Annotated in this window: 17 protein-coding genes; 9 read left to right on the top strand and 8 right to left on the bottom strand. The window is 60.2% G+C overall.

Annotated features, from left to right (window positions below; genetic code table 11):
- The first annotated feature begins 55 nt into the window (after nucleotides 1-55).
- Complete coding sequence (locus tag A4R35_RS03835; RefSeq protein WP_112426709.1) at nucleotides 56-652, top strand: MFS transporter; 597 nt, start codon at nucleotides 56-58, stop codon at nucleotides 650-652.
- On the opposite strand, the gene A4R35_RS03830 is transcribed toward A4R35_RS03835, so the two are convergent.
- The gene (locus A4R35_RS03830) at nucleotides 579-1,829 is read right to left on the bottom strand and encodes an RNA-guided endonuclease InsQ/TnpB family protein (RefSeq protein WP_223258177.1); all 1,251 of its coding nucleotides are present in this window, start codon (nucleotides 1,827-1,829) and stop codon (nucleotides 579-581) included. The genes A4R35_RS03835 and A4R35_RS03830 overlap by 74 nt on opposite strands.
- Nucleotides 1,830-1,872: 43 nt before the next feature.
- Between A4R35_RS03830 and A4R35_RS03825 the strand changes: the two genes are divergently transcribed.
- Nucleotides 1,873-2,631: an MFS transporter gene (locus A4R35_RS03825; protein WP_112426707.1), complete on the top strand. Its 759-nt coding sequence runs from the start codon at nucleotides 1,873-1,875 to the stop codon at nucleotides 2,629-2,631.
- A 270-nt stretch (nucleotides 2,632-2,901) separates the two neighbouring features.
- Complete coding sequence (locus A4R35_RS23840; RefSeq protein ID WP_223258176.1) at nucleotides 2,902-3,045, top strand: class I SAM-dependent methyltransferase; 144 nt, start codon at nucleotides 2,902-2,904, stop codon at nucleotides 3,043-3,045.
- A gap of 399 nt (nucleotides 3,046-3,444) precedes the next feature.
- On the opposite strand, the gene A4R35_RS03820 is transcribed toward A4R35_RS23840, so the two are convergent.
- Nucleotides 3,445-3,666, bottom strand: a complete 222-nt coding sequence (locus A4R35_RS03820; protein ID WP_112426705.1) for a type II toxin-antitoxin system HicB family antitoxin — start codon at nucleotides 3,664-3,666, stop codon at nucleotides 3,445-3,447.
- A 731-nt stretch (nucleotides 3,667-4,397) separates the two neighbouring features.
- On the opposite strand from A4R35_RS03820, the gene A4R35_RS03815 reads away from it, so the two are divergent.
- The 4 genes from A4R35_RS03815 to A4R35_RS03800 all read left to right on the top strand — a co-directional run bounded on the left by A4R35_RS03815 (nucleotide 4,398) and on the right by A4R35_RS03800 (nucleotide 7,875).
- Entirely contained in the window at nucleotides 4,398-4,610 is a 213-nt protein-coding gene (locus A4R35_RS03815; protein WP_112426703.1) for a hypothetical protein, read from the top strand.
- Nucleotide 4,611: 1 nt separating this feature from the next.
- Nucleotides 4,612-5,241, top strand: coding sequence for a hypothetical protein (locus A4R35_RS03810; protein WP_112426701.1), 630 nt, complete (start codon nucleotides 4,612-4,614; stop codon nucleotides 5,239-5,241).
- Nucleotides 5,242-5,363: 122 nt separating this feature from the next.
- Nucleotides 5,364-5,735, top strand: a complete 372-nt coding sequence (locus tag A4R35_RS24135) for a hypothetical protein (RefSeq protein WP_189361287.1) — start codon at nucleotides 5,364-5,366, stop codon at nucleotides 5,733-5,735.
- 109 nt (nucleotides 5,736-5,844) lie between these two features.
- Nucleotides 5,845-7,875: an AfsR/SARP family transcriptional regulator gene (locus A4R35_RS03800; protein WP_112426699.1), complete on the top strand. Its 2,031-nt coding sequence runs from the start codon at nucleotides 5,845-5,847 to the stop codon at nucleotides 7,873-7,875.
- On the opposite strand, the gene A4R35_RS03795 is transcribed toward A4R35_RS03800, so the two are convergent.
- Entirely contained in the window at nucleotides 7,860-8,657 is a 798-nt protein-coding gene (locus A4R35_RS03795) for an SDR family oxidoreductase (RefSeq protein ID WP_112426697.1), read from the bottom strand. The two genes, A4R35_RS03800 and A4R35_RS03795, sit on opposite strands and share 16 nt — an antisense overlap.
- Before the next feature lie 788 nt (nucleotides 8,658-9,445).
- Here A4R35_RS03795 and A4R35_RS03785 point away from each other — a divergent pair.
- The gene (locus A4R35_RS03785) at nucleotides 9,446-9,922 is read left to right on the top strand and encodes a class I SAM-dependent methyltransferase (protein ID WP_112426692.1); all 477 of its coding nucleotides are present in this window, start codon (nucleotides 9,446-9,448) and stop codon (nucleotides 9,920-9,922) included.
- 297 nt (nucleotides 9,923-10,219) lie between these two features.
- Here the strand turns inward: A4R35_RS03785 and A4R35_RS03780 are convergent, their stop codons facing one another.
- The 5 genes from A4R35_RS03780 to A4R35_RS24130 all read right to left on the bottom strand — a co-directional run bounded on the left by A4R35_RS03780 (nucleotide 10,220) and on the right by A4R35_RS24130 (nucleotide 14,707).
- The gene (locus A4R35_RS03780) at nucleotides 10,220-10,519 is read right to left on the bottom strand and encodes a Dabb family protein (protein ID WP_112426690.1); all 300 of its coding nucleotides are present in this window, start codon (nucleotides 10,517-10,519) and stop codon (nucleotides 10,220-10,222) included.
- Between the two features lie 71 nt (nucleotides 10,520-10,590).
- Complete coding sequence (locus A4R35_RS03775; protein WP_112426688.1) at nucleotides 10,591-10,914, bottom strand: hypothetical protein; 324 nt, start codon at nucleotides 10,912-10,914, stop codon at nucleotides 10,591-10,593.
- A gap of 87 nt (nucleotides 10,915-11,001) precedes the next feature.
- Nucleotides 11,002-11,349, bottom strand: a complete 348-nt coding sequence (locus A4R35_RS03770; protein WP_112426686.1) for a hypothetical protein — start codon at nucleotides 11,347-11,349, stop codon at nucleotides 11,002-11,004.
- A gap of 197 nt (nucleotides 11,350-11,546) precedes the next feature.
- Nucleotides 11,547-12,818, bottom strand: a complete 1,272-nt coding sequence (locus tag A4R35_RS03765) for a helix-turn-helix domain-containing protein (protein ID WP_112426684.1) — start codon at nucleotides 12,816-12,818, stop codon at nucleotides 11,547-11,549.
- A gap of 725 nt (nucleotides 12,819-13,543) precedes the next feature.
- Nucleotides 13,544-14,707 carry a helix-turn-helix domain-containing protein gene (locus tag A4R35_RS24130; RefSeq protein WP_189361285.1) on the bottom strand — a complete coding sequence of 388 codons (1,164 nt, stop codon included), beginning with the start codon at nucleotides 14,705-14,707 and terminating at the stop codon, nucleotides 13,544-13,546.
- Between the two features lie 429 nt (nucleotides 14,708-15,136).
- Between A4R35_RS24130 and A4R35_RS03750 the strand changes: the two genes are divergently transcribed.
- Nucleotides 15,137-15,825 (top strand): class I SAM-dependent methyltransferase (locus A4R35_RS03750; protein WP_112426678.1); only part of this gene is annotated, 689 nt, incomplete at its 3' end.

Genomic DNA, 15,825 nt, shown 5'->3' with positions numbered 1-15,825 from the left:
TTTACCCAGGAGATTGGTCAACCTACCGTCCTATCATAAGGAGGTCATTACAACTATGCGCATTCCCCGCACATCGTTTACCACCTTGATTGCGGCCTTCCTCCATTTTGACACCTGCTTTGCGCTCTGGGTTCTGCTCGGAGCGCTTGGTATCTTCATTGCCCAGAATCTCAAGCTTAGTCCAGCCGAACAGGGGTTTCTCGTAGCCGTGCCCACCCTCGGTGGCTCGCTGGCGCGTTTCCCAATGGGCGTACTTGGTGATCGCTTCGGCTACAAACGCGTAGGCACCATCCTGCTGTTCTTCCTCTTCCTTCCCTTGCTGGCCGGCTGGCTTCTGCCCCTCAACTTCCCGGCTCTGCTGGCCGTTGGTCTCCTGCTTGGCTGCGCCGGTTCCTCCTTCGCCGTTGCCCTGCCGCTCGCCAGCCGCTGTTACCCTCCCGAGCGGCAGGGGCTGGTCATGGGGATTACCGCCGCTGGCAACATGGGGACTGTGATTGCCAACCTTGCTGCCCCAGCGCTCGCGCGCAGCTATGGCTGGCACACCGTCATGGGGCTGGCCATGATCCGTTCTCCAGCACTTACCCATCTAGGACAGAGCCTAAACAGTGGCTGGTTCCTGCTTCAGCCAGAGCAGGTTCACCGCCTCCCGTGAGACGGCCAGAGCTGCCCTGTCCACAGGCGTGACTTCCCGAGGAACTCCCGGTAGTTCTCAATGCTTCCTGCAACACGTTGAGCGCGGCATTCTGGTCACGATCAAGCACCACGCCACACGCCTCACAGACAAACGTCCGCTCATGCAGGCCGAGTGCTGGCTTGATGTATCCACAGGCAGCGCACCGCTTGCTTGAAGGAAAGAAGCGGTCAATCACCACCAGCCATGTTCCGTAGCGTTTGGCCTTGTCTTCCAATTGTCGTCTGATCTCGCCAAAGTTGCTATCAGCAAGAGCTTGAGCAAGCCTGTGGTTTTTGAGCATCCCCGTCACGTGCAAGTCTTCAATCGCTACCAGTGCGTGGTTTTTGCACAGGTGCGTCGTCAACTTATGAGTCGCATCACGGCGGATACGGGCCACCCGGACATGCTGCTTTGCCAGCTTCCTCACCGTCTTCTTGCGGTTCTTGCTCCCGATCAGCCGCCGCGCCTTCTCCCGCTCCAATCGCCGAAGCCGCTTTTGTGCCTGCTTCAAGGGACGGGGGTTCTGGAACGTGGTTCCATCTGAGAGGGTTGCCAGCCTGTTCACCCCCAGATCCACACCCACAGCCGTCCTGGCCGTACACGGAACGGCCTCCTGATCCTCCTCTACCAGCACGCTCACATACCAGCGCCCCGCCTCCTCGGAAACCGTTGCGGATAGCACCTTGGCCCCAGCCGGCAAGTACCCGCACTCTTTCAGGCGAAGCCGGCCCAGACGCGGCAGCTGAATGCGGTCTTCAAAGACGTGGATATGCCCCGTGAGGCGGAAAGAGCCAATACCTCTGCTCTTCTTCCTGAACCGGGGGAAACCGAGCTTCCCGGTGAGCTTGCCCTGCTTGCGCAATTCCAGGCGGCGGAAGAAATGGGCAAAGGCGCGATCCAGATCGCGCAGGGCTTCTTGCGGGGCACACTTGGACACTTCATACATCCAGGGGAAATCGGTCTTCTTGAGGGCGTTGAGTGCTCGATGCAGCTGGAGAGCGTTGGGACGTTTCCCCGTGGCCCGGTACACTTCCTGAGAGCGAGCCAGTCCCCAATTGTAGGCAAAGCGGGCACAGCCGGCATGCTTCAAGCACGCGGTTCGTTGCTCATTATTCAGGTCTAACTCGGTTTTGTAGCCACGGACAACGAGTGCCATTCGTCTTTGGCGTATTGACTGAGTTTCATGGGTATATTTAACCATGAAATGTCTAAAGTCGTCAACACTTTCGGAAATTAGTTGTCACCCTCTGGCTCTGGTCCTGCTCATCTTCGTGAGCCTGAGTCGCGAAGCTGAGAAGGCTCCTGCCAGTGCTATCTCTCTGCCCCAGTCATCCGGGTCCATCTTCAAGAGCGCCGATCTCTGGTGGTTTGCGTTCTTCTATAGCATTACCTTTGGGGGCTTCGTCGGTCTGAGCACCTTTCTGCCTCTTTTCATGCACAACCAGTATGGCCTGAGCGCCATCAGCGCTGGCCTCCTTACGGCATTCGCCAGTCTGGCCGGCAGTCTGGCCCGTCCTCTGGGGGGCTTCCTCGCTGATCGCCTGGGTGGCATCTTCATGCTCAATATCGTCTTCAGTCTGGTGGCCATTAGCTACGCCTTGCTCGCCTGTGTTCCACCGCTCGGCCTGGGAGCTGCGCTGATCCTCTTCCTGTTGGCGATGCTTGGTACAGGCAACGGTGCTGTTTTTCAGCTTGTCCCCCTGCGCTTCCCTCAGCAGATCGGCATGGCCACCGGATTCGTGGGGGCCTGTGGCGGACTGGGGGGCTTCCTCCTGCCTTCGCTGCTGGGCGAGGCCAGACAGCTGAGCGGTGGCTACACCACGGGCCTGGTCAGCCTGGCTCTCCTGGCTCTCGGCGCTTTAGTTAGCCTGCGCGTGCTCGTGGGCCTGCGACCGGGCTGGCGGCCTGGACAGCGCGCTGCCGCTCCTGCCGGGCCAGGTCAAGGTGGAGGCAGCTAGCCGCTCTGATATCGGTGCTGCCGTGGGGCTGGGCCAGGTCCTGCCGCCAGCAAGCAGATGGACCAACTCGGTCACGCTCACCACGAGGCCCCTCGCTCCTGAGAGCATCTGCACCATCCTGGACGTGGGCACCGGCACCGGCATCTGGGCCTTCGAGATGCAGGCCCTCTTTCCTCACGCCCTCGTGGTGGGCGTCGACGTCTCCTTGCAATCCCTGCCCCAGCCGGTGCCCCCACCTGCGTCTTTGTCCGGGCGAACGTGTTGGAGGGCTTGCCCTTTGCCGACGGCCACTTTTGTTATACCCATCAGCGCCTGCTGGCGGCCACCATTCCCGCCCAGGCCTGGCCCGGCGTCGTCCGCGAGCTGGTGCGCGTCACCCGCCCCGGTGGGGGGATCATGTCCACCCGATCGTGATCGGTGATGGCCATCAGGGCAAAGCCCTGGGAGCGAACATCGTCCAGGAGGGCGCTCGTTCGCCAACGCTTATCACCTCAACTGGTGTGCGGATCGAGACTCCTGTGGCCCGGGGCCGCCAGACAGCGCGGCCCGTCCCTGCTCCTTGGTGAAGAGAAGGCCTGGTTCCCTGGAGTTCAGCAGGTCCTGTCTCCAGAGGAGGGAGCCAGGAGAGCAACACTACTCTTTTGGCGCAATGGACTGGCGCAGGAGATCCTTCGCTATCTGCATGCGACAGAGGTGATACTGCTCCGCTTGGCGGATGACCTGCTCCAGCCTGACCCATTGCGCTTCTCCGCGCTGACCCGAGGCAGAGGCCGCTCTGGCAGCCAGCAACGGCAAAGGAAGAGGAAAGGCTCGTCATGAGCTGGAAATGGCGACACGAGGCAACGGAATGGGGTCGCCGTGGGCCTGGGCATCCTCAATCCAGAGATCAATCGCTTCCAGACCATGCTTCAGAGCTTCCTCATAGGTCTCGCCGTGGGTCTGACATCCTGGGAGCTCAGGCACGGTGACCAAGTAGGCTTGATCTTGCTCGCTCCACTGGATGATGAGAGAATAGTGTTTAGCCGATTGCTTCATAGCTTCCTCCCTAGGAGCACTGATATGGCCTTCTGGCGTCATCTCTTCCGCAGGCGCCGCCGATCCCGCCTCCTGGCGGCCTCTTCTGTCCCCACCGTGGCCACCTCAGCGGTGCCTGCCCCGGCTGCCGTTCAGATTCAGAGCCTCCAGGAGACAGGTCTCCTCTCTCCAGCTTGCACCCTCTGTTGCATCTGGAGTATACTTCCTCGAGAGCAGCACCTTCCATACTGGCAATCTGTCATAGACCCCACGGCTCAAGCCGGGGGCTTGCAGGGAATCTTGCAAGCCCGACTATGACCAGCCCAAGCGGTTGAGCCGAAGGACAAGGCGAGGACGCCGCTCCGTTGCTGGCAGGCCAACGACCCACTCCGGGATGCTTCCCCAGTTCCGGACCCTGGAAGTCCCGGCTGCAGACAACCTTCGGGGTGTGGGCGAAACGGGCCGGGGCAGATGGCCGGCCAGCAACATGGGCGAGGGGAGCGGTCCGGGAGAGTCCGCCCGGGCCCGTCACCAGCCCCGTAAGGGGTCCCGAAAGGGAGGAAAGGATCAGGGGTGTTGCGCTGGGCAAGAGGAGGCAGCCGGGCCTTCCGGGGATACGAAGGGAGGGCGCGGCGCCTCCTCCCCAGGCGTGAACGCCGGGGCTTCCGGCGCCGCATGATTTGGTGAACGGAGAAGGGACACTCGCAGCACGCACACAGGCGCGCAGCCCTCTTCCCCAGAAAGGAGACGTCATGGGAAAGCGTATCATCTGCCCGAACTGCCGGGGGACCGACTTCACCGCTGATGTTCCCTGTGACCGATGCCAGGGGACGGGCCAGGTCGAGCTCATCGATGACTGGGGGCAACGCCGTACCGTCAAGTGCTTCCGATGCCTGGGTACCGGTTTGCTCAAGGAAGGCGACACCCGCAATATGTGTGGTGGCTCTGGCGAGGTGGAGATCTGAGATGCCAGCTCCTCTCACGCTAGACTGGACCAGTGCAAGCTGGCAGGAAGCCTGTGAGGCGCTGGCTCGGCTGACGGATGCCCTCGGAACGCCCATCGACCCCGGCATCGTTGAGACGGTCGTGCTGCTCAATCTCCTGGGCTTCCCAACGGTGCAATCCTGCGAAGGCCATCTGGACCACGGCCCCCCTTATCCCTGGGTCACAGTGGTGGATCGAGCGCTGCAGCAGCGCTTCCTGCAGCAGTGGCAGCAGGTCTGTCAGTTCCAGGAGCAAGCCCACCGGAGCGGCCACCCTGCTGATGTCGATCGCTCCTACCGTGCACTGGCCGAGCTTCAGGTGGCTCAGGCACAGTGGAAACAGGAGGAAACGCTGCGAGCGCGGCTGATCGAGCTGCTGGACGCTTTCTATGATCAGCAGCCCTGCCGCTGTCCCGCTACGCGGCTGCTGGTGCAGCGGCATCATCCGGGGCTGTACCGGATCAGGCCCGTCTATGCCACCGATCCGCCGCCGGAGGCGCTGCGCGCCAGCTACCTGGAGCGAGGGCAGGAAGAGATGCGCGCCTGGACGCGCTCTCTACGCCAGTGCTGGGAGAGGCAACGGGCCGCACACGCACAGAGCAGCTTGCCCTGAACGCGCTCGCGCACTATCCGAGAAGCGTGAGAACGATCCTGTTCACCCCATGTTGGTATCTGGTCCGGGAGGAAACGCCGCGAACCGCGTGAGGGTCGGCCCAGCCATGTCCTCTCCTGGACGTGGGCACCGGCACCGGCATCTGGGCCTTCCAGAGGCAGGCCCTCTTTCCCCATGCTCTCTGCTCGACTGCTTCATCGGAGGCACGCTTTGAAGCCCATCTGCGGGGTCTGGAGGATCTCCTCTCGCGCTTTCCGCGTGAGCGATCGGTGGTGGCTGATGCACTGACCTTCTGCGATCTGACGACCAGCCCTCTTGGCACACGGGTCTCCCTCCAGGAGCGCGCCAGAGAGGTCACCCTGCGCTACGGTCCAGATCACCTCGTCACGCAGGCACTCCGGCAGGCGCTCCCCACCAAGGCGCTGGCCATCGCTAGAACCCGGTGCTGGTTGCAACGCCACGGTCTCGATCCGGATCAGCTCTTTCCTGAATGAAGGGTTATCCACTGAGATCTCCTTCTCCAGCTTGCTTTTCGGGTTCGGTTTCTGTATACTCACTGGAGTGAGGAACATGACAGACAGGCAGTGAGCAGAGAGAGGGGATATGATGGCAGGCGATGCATGGGATGCGACGGCTGGTCCGCTCTTCCGTGTCTGGCTCTGTGGCCCATTGGTCATCGAACGTCGGCATGGCACAGGCTACCAGGTGCTGCCAGCCGCGATCTGGGGTGGGAGTGGCTACCCCAGACGGCTCCTGAAAGGGCTGCTCTGCAGCCCCGGACGACAAGCACGCCGTGAGGTCCTGCTTGATCGTCTCTGGCCCGAGGTTGAACCAGAGCAGGCCGCCTCTTACCTGAATCTGGCCGCAACCCGGCTGCGCAAAGTTCTAGAGCCTGGTGGGGGCCTTCCCTCTCTGCTGGAGAGCCAATCTGACGGGCAGGGATACCGGCTGCCAGGTCAGGAACAGCTCTGGGTAGACGCTGAGGCAGCACTCTGGCTGCTTCAGCAGGCAGAACGGCAGCCACAGCTGCCAGAGACGCTGATCCCTTTGTTAGAGGAGGCCGTGGGCTACTGGCAGCGGGGTCCGTTTTTAGAGGGAGAGGAAGGAAACTGGGCCTGGGCGAAACGAGCTATTCACGAAAGAGCAGTCTACCGAGCAAAGCTGTGGCTAGCAGCTCTCTATGAGCAACAAGGGCTTCTCAGCGCAGCAGAGCAGCTGCTCACTGGAGTCTTAGAAGAAGGCCCCACTGATGAGGATGTCCTGGAGCATCTGCTGAGGCTTCTGGGAAGACAAGGAATGCGGCATCGGGCCCGGCGGCTTTATGAACAGTTCCAGCAGACCCTCTTGCAAGAAGAAGGAAGGCAGCCAGGAATACGAGTCCAACACGTTCTGAAACAAGTCCTTGACGAAGGATCATCGTTATCCTTGTGCCCGCTCTTTGTCTCAGCAGACTCTCATGCGGTCTCCTCTCAGACCGAAAGAACCATGCCCCAACAGCCCAGGGAGGATCACTGCTCAACGATGAATGCTTTGCGCCGGCACTTGCTTGAGACCAGCTGGAGAGCTATCGAATCGTGGTCACTTTCTTCCCTGGTAGGGCCTTTCAACGGAGACAACAGCCTTGATCGATTGATCCCATTGATCTTGAATATCACGCAGGCTGATCAGAACATGCTGCAATGCTGGGAGGGCCGAGTACAGCAGCTCTGGCTTAATCGACATGGGGGCATCCTTTCCGCCTCCGATCTCTTTCGTCCGGCTTGTCGAGATGCCCACCTGCTCACAACCATGCTCAGTGCTTCGCTTCTCCCTCCTGAACGGCAGCGGGTCTGCCGTTTGCTGAGTCAGACGCTGCAGCTGTTGGGAGAAATTTGGCTGGATCTCGGATGCTACGCACAAGGCCGTGCGACGCATTACACCGCTCTTACAGCCGCTGAAGAGGGGAATGATCCTCTGCTCACTGCCATCTGTTGGGGGAGGATTAGCCTGGCAAGCATCTATCTGGAAGCCTATCATGAGGCTCGCTCAGCTATTGAGTGTGCCCGAGCTCTGGCCAAGCATCTTTCCTCGCCTTCGCTCCAGGGATGGCTCGCTGCCATCGCTGCAGAAATTCACGCCCATGATGGCCAAGCGAATGAGTGCCTGCAGGCACTTGAAGAAGCACGAGCTTGCGAAGGCCCTGAAAGCGACCCGCGTGAAGCGTATCTCGTGCATTTCGACAATGCGCTGTGCGCTGGCTATCAGGGTGCCTGTTTCCGTGTACTAGCTCAGTCTCCTCACCAAGCCGCGCGCCAGATTCTCTCACAGGCCCAAGCCGCCCTCCAGGACGCTCTTCAGTCTCTTGATCCAGCTTTTCTGCAACGCAAACCCACCTTCCTGACGGATCTGGCTGTCGTCACCCTTCCTCTCGACGTTGAGGAAGCCTGCCTGTTGGCGAAAGAAGCGGCCCTGCTTGCAGAGCGCTTCCGCTTGCGGAAGGTTTTCCAACGTCTGTCTGCTCTCCGCCAACCTCTGCTCGCTTTGCTTCCTCACTCCACCGTCAAGGATCTGCTTGCCCTACTCGCCTGGGTAGAGGCCGAAGAGCTTTCCTCGAAGGAGCATTCTTCCTCCGCTCCAAACTACCACAGTCCCTGAATAAACCCCCCATCGACTTGAATAGCAGCTCCCGTGATATATCCCGCCTGTTGCGATGCCAGAAAGGCCACGAGAGCCCCCACCTCCTCGGGGCGTCCTAATCGCCCAAGTGGCACCTCTTGAGCAAGCTCCTGGAAGGCTTCTTCTTCAGTGCATCCCTGAGCCAGTGCTCGTTGGACCTGTTGTCCCTGACGGAGCCGCTCGGTTGCTATCCGTCCCGGGCAGACGCTGTTGACTGTGATGCCTGCTGAAGCCAACTCCCGTGAGAGCGTTTTCGCCAGGCCCACTACTCCCGGGCGGAGCGCATTTGAGAGCACCAGACCCGCGATGGGTTGCTTTGCCGCTGAGCTCGTGAGGAAAATGATGCGTCCTTCGCCCGGGTGCTGCCGCAAGAATGGGAGCGCTGCCCGCACGAGTCGAACGGCACTGAGCAGGACCAGGTCATAGGCGTCTTGCCAGTGAGTATCTGAGCAGTCTTCAAGGCCTCCCCCTGGAGGGCCCCCTGTATTATGGACCAGAATCTCCAGTCCTCCCAGCACCGCAACCGTCTGCTGGACGAGGGCCTCAATCTGCTCGGCAACACGCAGATCTGCCGGAATGGCTATTACCTGGCTTCCCGTCGCTTCACGTAGCGAGGCAGCACACTGCTCTAGGGTCTCATGCTGACGGGCAGCAATCACCACCTGTGCCCCTTCTGCCGCCAGTGTCGTTGCACAGGCTCGGCCCAACCCACGGCTGGCAGCGGTGACCAGCGCCCGTTTGCCGCGTAGTCCCAGGTCCATCGGTTCTCCTGTTCCTCCTGAATAGGACTGGCTCTTTCAGCCAGTATAGCCAGGCATGAACCAATGCGCAAGATGCTCTCTCCATCTCCACGGCTGATTGCCTTTTGACCTGGCTCTTTCGAGCAACTCAAGATAAACTCAGCCATTATTGGCCCCTCTGCCTCCTCTTCGTGAAGATTTTATTCTCCCTTGAGCGCCGTCAGCTATACTGTCTGAGAAGCGATCGCAAGAAAAGGAAGCCTGATGATGGCGACAGCCAGGCAACCATGAAGATCGGTTCGAGCTGACTCAAGGGCACGACGCGCTGCCAGGCCCATTCCTGCCTGGTCCTGCTGCCAGCCTGTGCAAGTTCTGGACCTGCAACTGCTCAACCGCACCTCACATTGCATGATCCTGACCGGCTGTCACAGCACATGATGCCGCTCTGCTAGAGTGACTGGTGGCACAGAGAAAGCAGACAAACGCTCCGGGGAGAAGCAACAGAACGGTGAAGCAGCTCTTGCTCTGAAGGAAGAGCTGAGGAACAGCTCGCTTGGATGGTGATGATCCGAACACAGGAGGAACGATCAAGATGGCGACAGCTCTCCAAGCACTGACTGACGTGCAGGCTCTGCCCCTATCTTCCTGCCCGCTCTGTGGGCAGCAGCAGACCCAGGCCGAGGCAGCTTCCTGGCCCGACCGGGCACCAGCCCCCTCCCTTGTTCCAGGCAGCAAGCCGGGTGCTGGTCCCAAGCTGTCCTCTCATCCTGATGAGAAGACCTCTCTGTTCCAACGAAGGGAGTGCTAACATGGCCTTCTGGCGTCATCTCTTCCCGCGCCGCCGCGCCCGTGCGCGCTCCGTCTCTTCTCCCGCCGTGCCCGCCGTGGTCACGTCGACGGCGGCGGTGAGCACAGCCCCCGAGCACGGGCATTCTTCGCCCTTCGCCCAGCGCCACTCCCTGGAGGACGTGCCCTATCTGTTGCCCAAGGACCCGCTGGAAGACCAGCGGATCAATTACCAGCACCACGCCCTGTATCGCACTCTGAGCAACCACTACCTGGCCCCGCTCGCTCCTGAGAGCACCCGCACCATCCTGGACGTGGGCACCGGCACCGGCATCTGGGCCTTCCAGAGGCAGGCCCTCTTTCCTCACGCCCTCGTGGTGGGCGTCGACGTCTCGTTGCAATCCCTGCTCCAGCCGGTGCCCCCCACCTGCGTCTTTGTCTGGGCGAACGTGCTGGAGGGCTTGCCCTGTTCTCAAAGGCAACCTCCCCTGAGAACCTGACGACGACTGTGGCTTCTTGGCCCTTTGCTCTTGCTGAAGATCACCGTTCGCCAGTGACTCCACAGTCGCCTGAACGCAGGGGTGATCACTTGATAGCCTGGATGCGAGGGCTTCTTCACGCTCGAAGGCCATCACCAAACCATGCCTCTCTCTCTGGTTGCTCCTAGAACGATTGAGTCCAACGTGACCCTCGATGAGACCTGGAATCTGACCTTTTCAGGGCTTCCCACGAATCCAGAGCAGCGGGAACCTCTCCCAAGGCCGTTGCTGGTGGCCGTCCCAGAAGGGGGAACACCGCTAGAGGGAGGAGTTGATGTCGAAATCAATAATATCTTGACAAAGCCGAACCAGCTCTGCAGCGACCACCTGGTGGGCCGGATGAGGACCATATGCCTTCAGGTGATCTTCATCTAGAAATATCATCACAAAACCATAGAGATATCCCTTATTGTTGGATATACTGAGGTTCTTTCCTATCGTTACATCCACTATTCCTGGTATCTTTTGTTGAAGTTCTTTCACGTGCTGGAGAGCAGTCCACAGCTCTTGCTCCCCTGTGTCTGACTTTGGCTTCAGTAATACCACATGCATTATCATAGACTGAGACCTCTCCTCTGTTTCAGAGTCAGAAAGGAGCCGTGACAGACATGGCCTTCTGGCGTCACCTGTTAGGCCGCCGCCGGACCCGAGCCGCCGTCGCCTCGGCCCTGCCCGACGCCCTCACCTCCTCGGGCGCGCCTCCCTCCACCAGGCAGCGCCAGTACCTGGACGATGTCCCCTATCTGTTGCCCAAGGACCCGCTGGAAGACCAGCGGCTCAATTACCAGCACCACGCCTTGTATCGCACTCTGAGCAACCACTACCTGGCCCCGCTCGCTCCTGAGAGCACCCGCACCATCCTGGACGTGGGCACCGGCACCGGCATCTGGGCCTTCCAGAGGCAGGCCCTCTTTCCTCACGCCCTCATGGTGGGCGTCGACGTCTCCTTGCACCCTTGCTCTTCTCCCCGTGGCCGGGATCGGCAGCCAGCTCCCCTCTTTCGATCTTGTCCTTCCGTGCCTTGGTCACAGGACGCCTGCTTAGACCAGGAGATCAAGCAAATCGCGGACACGCCGCTCCTGGGGCCAGCAAGCCAGAGCCTGCTTGAGATGCGTCATCCACTCTTGGCGCCGCATCTGACTCGGAAACCGCTGGAATCCTTGGAATCCCAGGATTGCAGAGTAGGTATAGGCTTCCACATCGCCTTCCTGGATAGCGAGCAGTGCTCGCTGATTGTGTATGCCCAGTCTTGCACGCTCTGGAATGGCTTGTTTCAGAGCAAGCCCCTCCGCCTGCGCAAGGGCCTGCTCAGCCGCTCGCAGGTGCTCACGTCGTCTCTCATGCTTTTGCAATGCGAACCACACAAAGCTTTCAAAAAGAATGAGCATATGCTGCCCTTCATCTTGACAACGTGTGCCTGCGGTTTGACTTGTACTATTTCACCAATGCGCGTTACGCGGCGGAAGGCTTGCGAGAACAACGGGAGAATGTGATCATGCTGGCGAAGCAGGGAGGGTCCTCCCGCACTCGGCAATTTCCCCTGACAGTACTCAGTCATCTCTCCTACATGCGGTGAGCAAGCGAGTCAATGGCTCGTACTGGAGCAGTTCGATGGCATCTCACTGGCCCCCCCAGCATCTTCCAGCAACTCCTCTCGCAGCGCTTTCACCACCCGAGCATCACCGTAGTTCCGCTCCAGGGATGCGAGCACGCTCCTGGCCTGCTGCAGAGCGTGAGCGCTGCCCATCCTTAGCGCATCGCGGTGAAATTGCCGCAGTTCGCTGACACAGGCCTCAACCTCCCCCAGAAGCAAATAGGCTTGTGCCCAGTCCAGTGACATCCAGGCAGCCACGCGGCTCTCTTGCCCCTGTTGCAGTACTGTGATGACATCTTTTCGCAAGGCCAATGTGCTGTGCGGCTGGTCTAACAGGAGATATCCCGCGCTTCTTTCGGCCAGAATATTGCCAGTCGAGTAGTACACTCCGTCAGGGTCATCGATGTAATCCGAGTACAGACAGTGGGACCACCGCAAAGCCATGTCGTTCGCCTGAAGGAAGCGGCGCAGGTCCCCGCTCCGGGCATAGGCACGGCTCAGGTAGGCATGCACCAGGACTCTCCAGGCCTTGGGCGCCTCAAAGGACCAGTCTCGCGCTTGCTCCAGGTACTGGATGCTCTGGAGCGTCTGCCCCTGACGGTCATACTCGACACCGATATTCATCAACGCATGGGCTAGCAGCGCTGGTTCCTGGAGGTGCTGAGCGATCTGGTACATGTCATAGTAGTGGGTGATGGCCTTATGGTACTGCATGGCGTCCACGGCGAGTACTCCCTGAAGGCAATGGTAATTGGCCTGAAGACGCTGGAAGGAAACCTCTTTCTGCAAGGCGGGGGGAGTACTGGCCAGGAACGAGGCCCACAGCGTCCCCAGACGGGTCATCACCCCTCTGGCAGGCCCCAGCAGCGAACTCTTCCGCATGGTCCAGGCCTGGCGGAGAGTGAGTTCCATGAGATCGACTACCTGCATGCAGCATTGTGAACTCGTTAGCGTGTCGGTGAATGGATCATACTCACTTAAGCCCACACGCCAAAGAGGAATATGCAGTAAGGAGCAGACCTTGCGCAACGTCTCCTGGTCATCAATACGCTTGCGACCGTGTTCAATGTCTTGAATATATTTCCAGCTGACGCCTTCGCCACCTCCGAACCGCTCGCTTTTTGGCCACCTGGCAGCAAGCTGCGCCTGGGTCATTCCAGCCCGCTCACGATACTCGCGGATGATGATGCCGTAGTGATACATTGGATCAGCTCCCTCACCTATGACCTGCACCCACATCAAGGTGGGTGCTCTCGATGACATTTCTGCCTCAGAGGACCTCCATAGAGGTTGCTGTACAAAGGCCCTACGCAGCGGTAAGGTTATCTGTGGGTTGATTGTTCATCAACCTTGCTCATTTGGAAGACCAGCGCCTCACGTACGGGCGCGATTCATCGCGCCCCTGGGGCTTTATGCCGATATGTCGATAGAGACCGCCCACTCTGACAGCTGCCGCTCCTGTGGCCAGCGCTCTTGTCCCCGCATGAGCAACTGCTTGACCATTGCCGACGCATACCGGCTCCCGCTCTGCCGTGCCGCTTCCATACTCGCCTCCAGCGCTTCCACAAACAGCTCCTTCTCCCCCAACGCCAGGGCCACAGCCGCCCGCCTCGGCTGCAGCCCGCCAGCCCTCTTCCCTTCGCCTGCGGCCACTGCGCCTCGTAGAGCCGCTGACTCTCTTCTAGCGCTGTCAGTACCCCCTTCGTATGCCCCAGATTGACGAGAATGCGCACCCGTCGGAGCGGGATTGTATACGTCGGGGCATCGGCCAGCCAGTAGCCCGGGTCAGTGGCCGGTGAGGCTGTCGCATAAGGCTCCTCTGCCTGAGCCAGTGTCTTGAGCGCCTGCCTGGATTCATGGAGCAGGCTGTAGGCCTCGGCAAAGCCGCCGAGCAAATCGGATTCGAGGGCTGGAGAGGCCGGCCCGTCTTTGAGAGCCAGGCCACGCTGAAAGCACAGCAGTGCTCTCCTCAGATCCCCAGAGGACTGCTACGGAGACCGTTTCGCCTCTGCAATGGCATCACGTAAGTCTTCTAATCGGCGATCTTTTCCCAGTGGCAGCATGCGCAGCCTCATGTAGCTCTTTTCCAGCCATCCAATCTGACGTCTCGACTGATATTGAGTGGCGATCTCTAGGCCTCTACGTGCCAGTGCAATGCCCTGATCTAGATCCCCAGCTTGCAAATGGGCTTGCGCTTTGATCATCAAATAGGCCCCCTGTTCACGCAGCGGGCGAAAGGATCGGAGTCGATCCGTTTGCTGAAAGATCTCCAGAGCCCGCTCTGGCTTGTGTAACTCAGTGTAGCCAGAAGCTTGTTCCTGTAGAACCTCATCGAGACTGAAGTCATTGGAGAGGGTCGTGAGGCTTTCTCTCGTCTGACTGGCAATCTCCAGCGCTTGGTCAATGGCTCTTAGAAAGCTCTGCTCATCTCCTGAGTCGTAGCCAAGACGCGCAAAGAGCTGGTAGTGCACGCCCTGCACTGCAGGTGACGCATTGGCCACATACCGCTGAGCCGCTTCAAAACAATGACGAGCATGCTCAAAGCGCCCACGCTTTCTGAGCACGCTGGCTTGAAGCGAGAGACCCAGGGTGATGAGATCCGAATCCTGCAGCTCCTCTCCCAAATCAACCACCTCAGAAAAGTGCCCTGCAGCGCCTGTGAGATCCAACCGATCAAAGGCGATTTTTCCCAGCATCTGATGAGCATAGGCCAGGAGCTGCTGCGCCGGCTTAAGTAAGCCCCCGTGATAGGACATCAGCGCTTCATCCAGCTGGCTGATCAGCCCACGTAGCTGCTCCTCAATAACAGGGTACTGGTCAGCCACCCAAACCAGATACGCCAGCCGGACCATCTCACGCCCAGGGGCAAGCAGCATTTGAAGAATGGCATCGTCAGTCTGCTCTGGGCGTTGCGCGTTAATCCAACGCTTGGGAATCCCTCGACCGATGGCTTCCAGTCGATCCATTGGGATCTCTAACAACTCTGCCAGCCGCAGCACTTGAGCCATACCTGTCAATTTCCGCTTGCCCAGTTCAATCTGGGAAACGTATTCCCGGGTGTATCCCCAGCGCTCCGCCAGCTCATCCTGAGTCCAACCGCGTTGTTCGCGATAGGCCCGAATCAACCTTCCAAATGCATTCTTGTCTAACATACATTCCCTCTCTGGCAAAGTCCCACAGAAACACTCCGTTTCATCGCAGGAACGCTTTGTTCCTTTCCATCGCTGTTCTCTGCTGTATGCTACAAGCAAGCCTGGGATAAGACTGCGCAGAGGATAGCCTCCGCGAGACAAGAAAGCAAAATGTCGATGTGCTGTTATTCTACCACAGGGTAGACGGTGCAAGGAGAAGAAAAAGCAGAAAGGAGACCAATCCAATGGCCACCCTGCACCCACGGGTCTGCGCGTCCGCACGGCCGCCGTCCTGTCCGCGCTGCCGCCAGCGCCAGGCCCAGCCCACGGAGTCACCCGCCCAGGATCGGCCGTCGGCTTCTCTGCCGGCCGCTGCCCCTGGCGATAGCTCACTGCCATCGGCTCATCCCGACGAGAAGATGAACGTCTGTCATCGAAAGGAGCCCTGAGATGGCCCTGTTGCGTCGCCTGTTCACCCGCCGTCCCCGCATCGCGCTCGCCTCGGTCCTGCCCACGGTGCCCACTGCCCCCGGCGGGCCACCCTCCACCCGGCAGCGCCAGTACCTGGACGACGTCCCGTATCTGCTGCCCAAGGACCCGCTGGAAGACCAGCGGCTCAATTACCAGCACCATGCCCTGTATCGCACTCTGAGCAACCACTACCTGGCCCCGCTCGCTCCTGAGCGCATCCGCACCATCCTGGACGTGGGCACCGGCACCGGCATCTGGGCCTTCGAGATGCAGGCCCTCTTTCCTCACGCCCTCGTGGTGGGCGTCGACGTCTCCTTGCAATCCCTGCCCCAGCCGGTGCCCCCCACCTGCCTCTTCGTGCGCGCCAATGTCCTGGAGGGCCTGCCCTTTCCCGATGCTCAGTTCAGCTACACTCATCAGCGCCTGCTGGTGGCTGCCATTCCCGCCCAGGCCTGGCCTGGCGTGGTCCAGGAGCTGGTGCGCGTCACCCGCCCCGGCGGCTGGATCGAACTGCTCGAACTCAGCGATGGCATCCAGCCCGCCGGGCCTGCCACTCGCCGCCTGCTCGACTGGTTCACCGGCATCAGCCGCCAGCTCGGCTTCGAGATGGAGGTCCTGCGCCGGCTCGGGGAGCTGCTCCAGCAGGCTGGCTGCGTCGACGTCACCAG

This window comes from Thermogemmatispora tikiterensis (assembly GCF_003268475.1).
Taxonomy (GTDB): domain Bacteria; phylum Chloroflexota; class Ktedonobacteria; order Ktedonobacterales; family Ktedonobacteraceae; genus Thermogemmatispora; species Thermogemmatispora tikiterensis.
The sequence above is the reverse complement of the archived record's forward strand: the minus strand, read 5'-3'. Positions and strand labels throughout refer to the sequence as shown.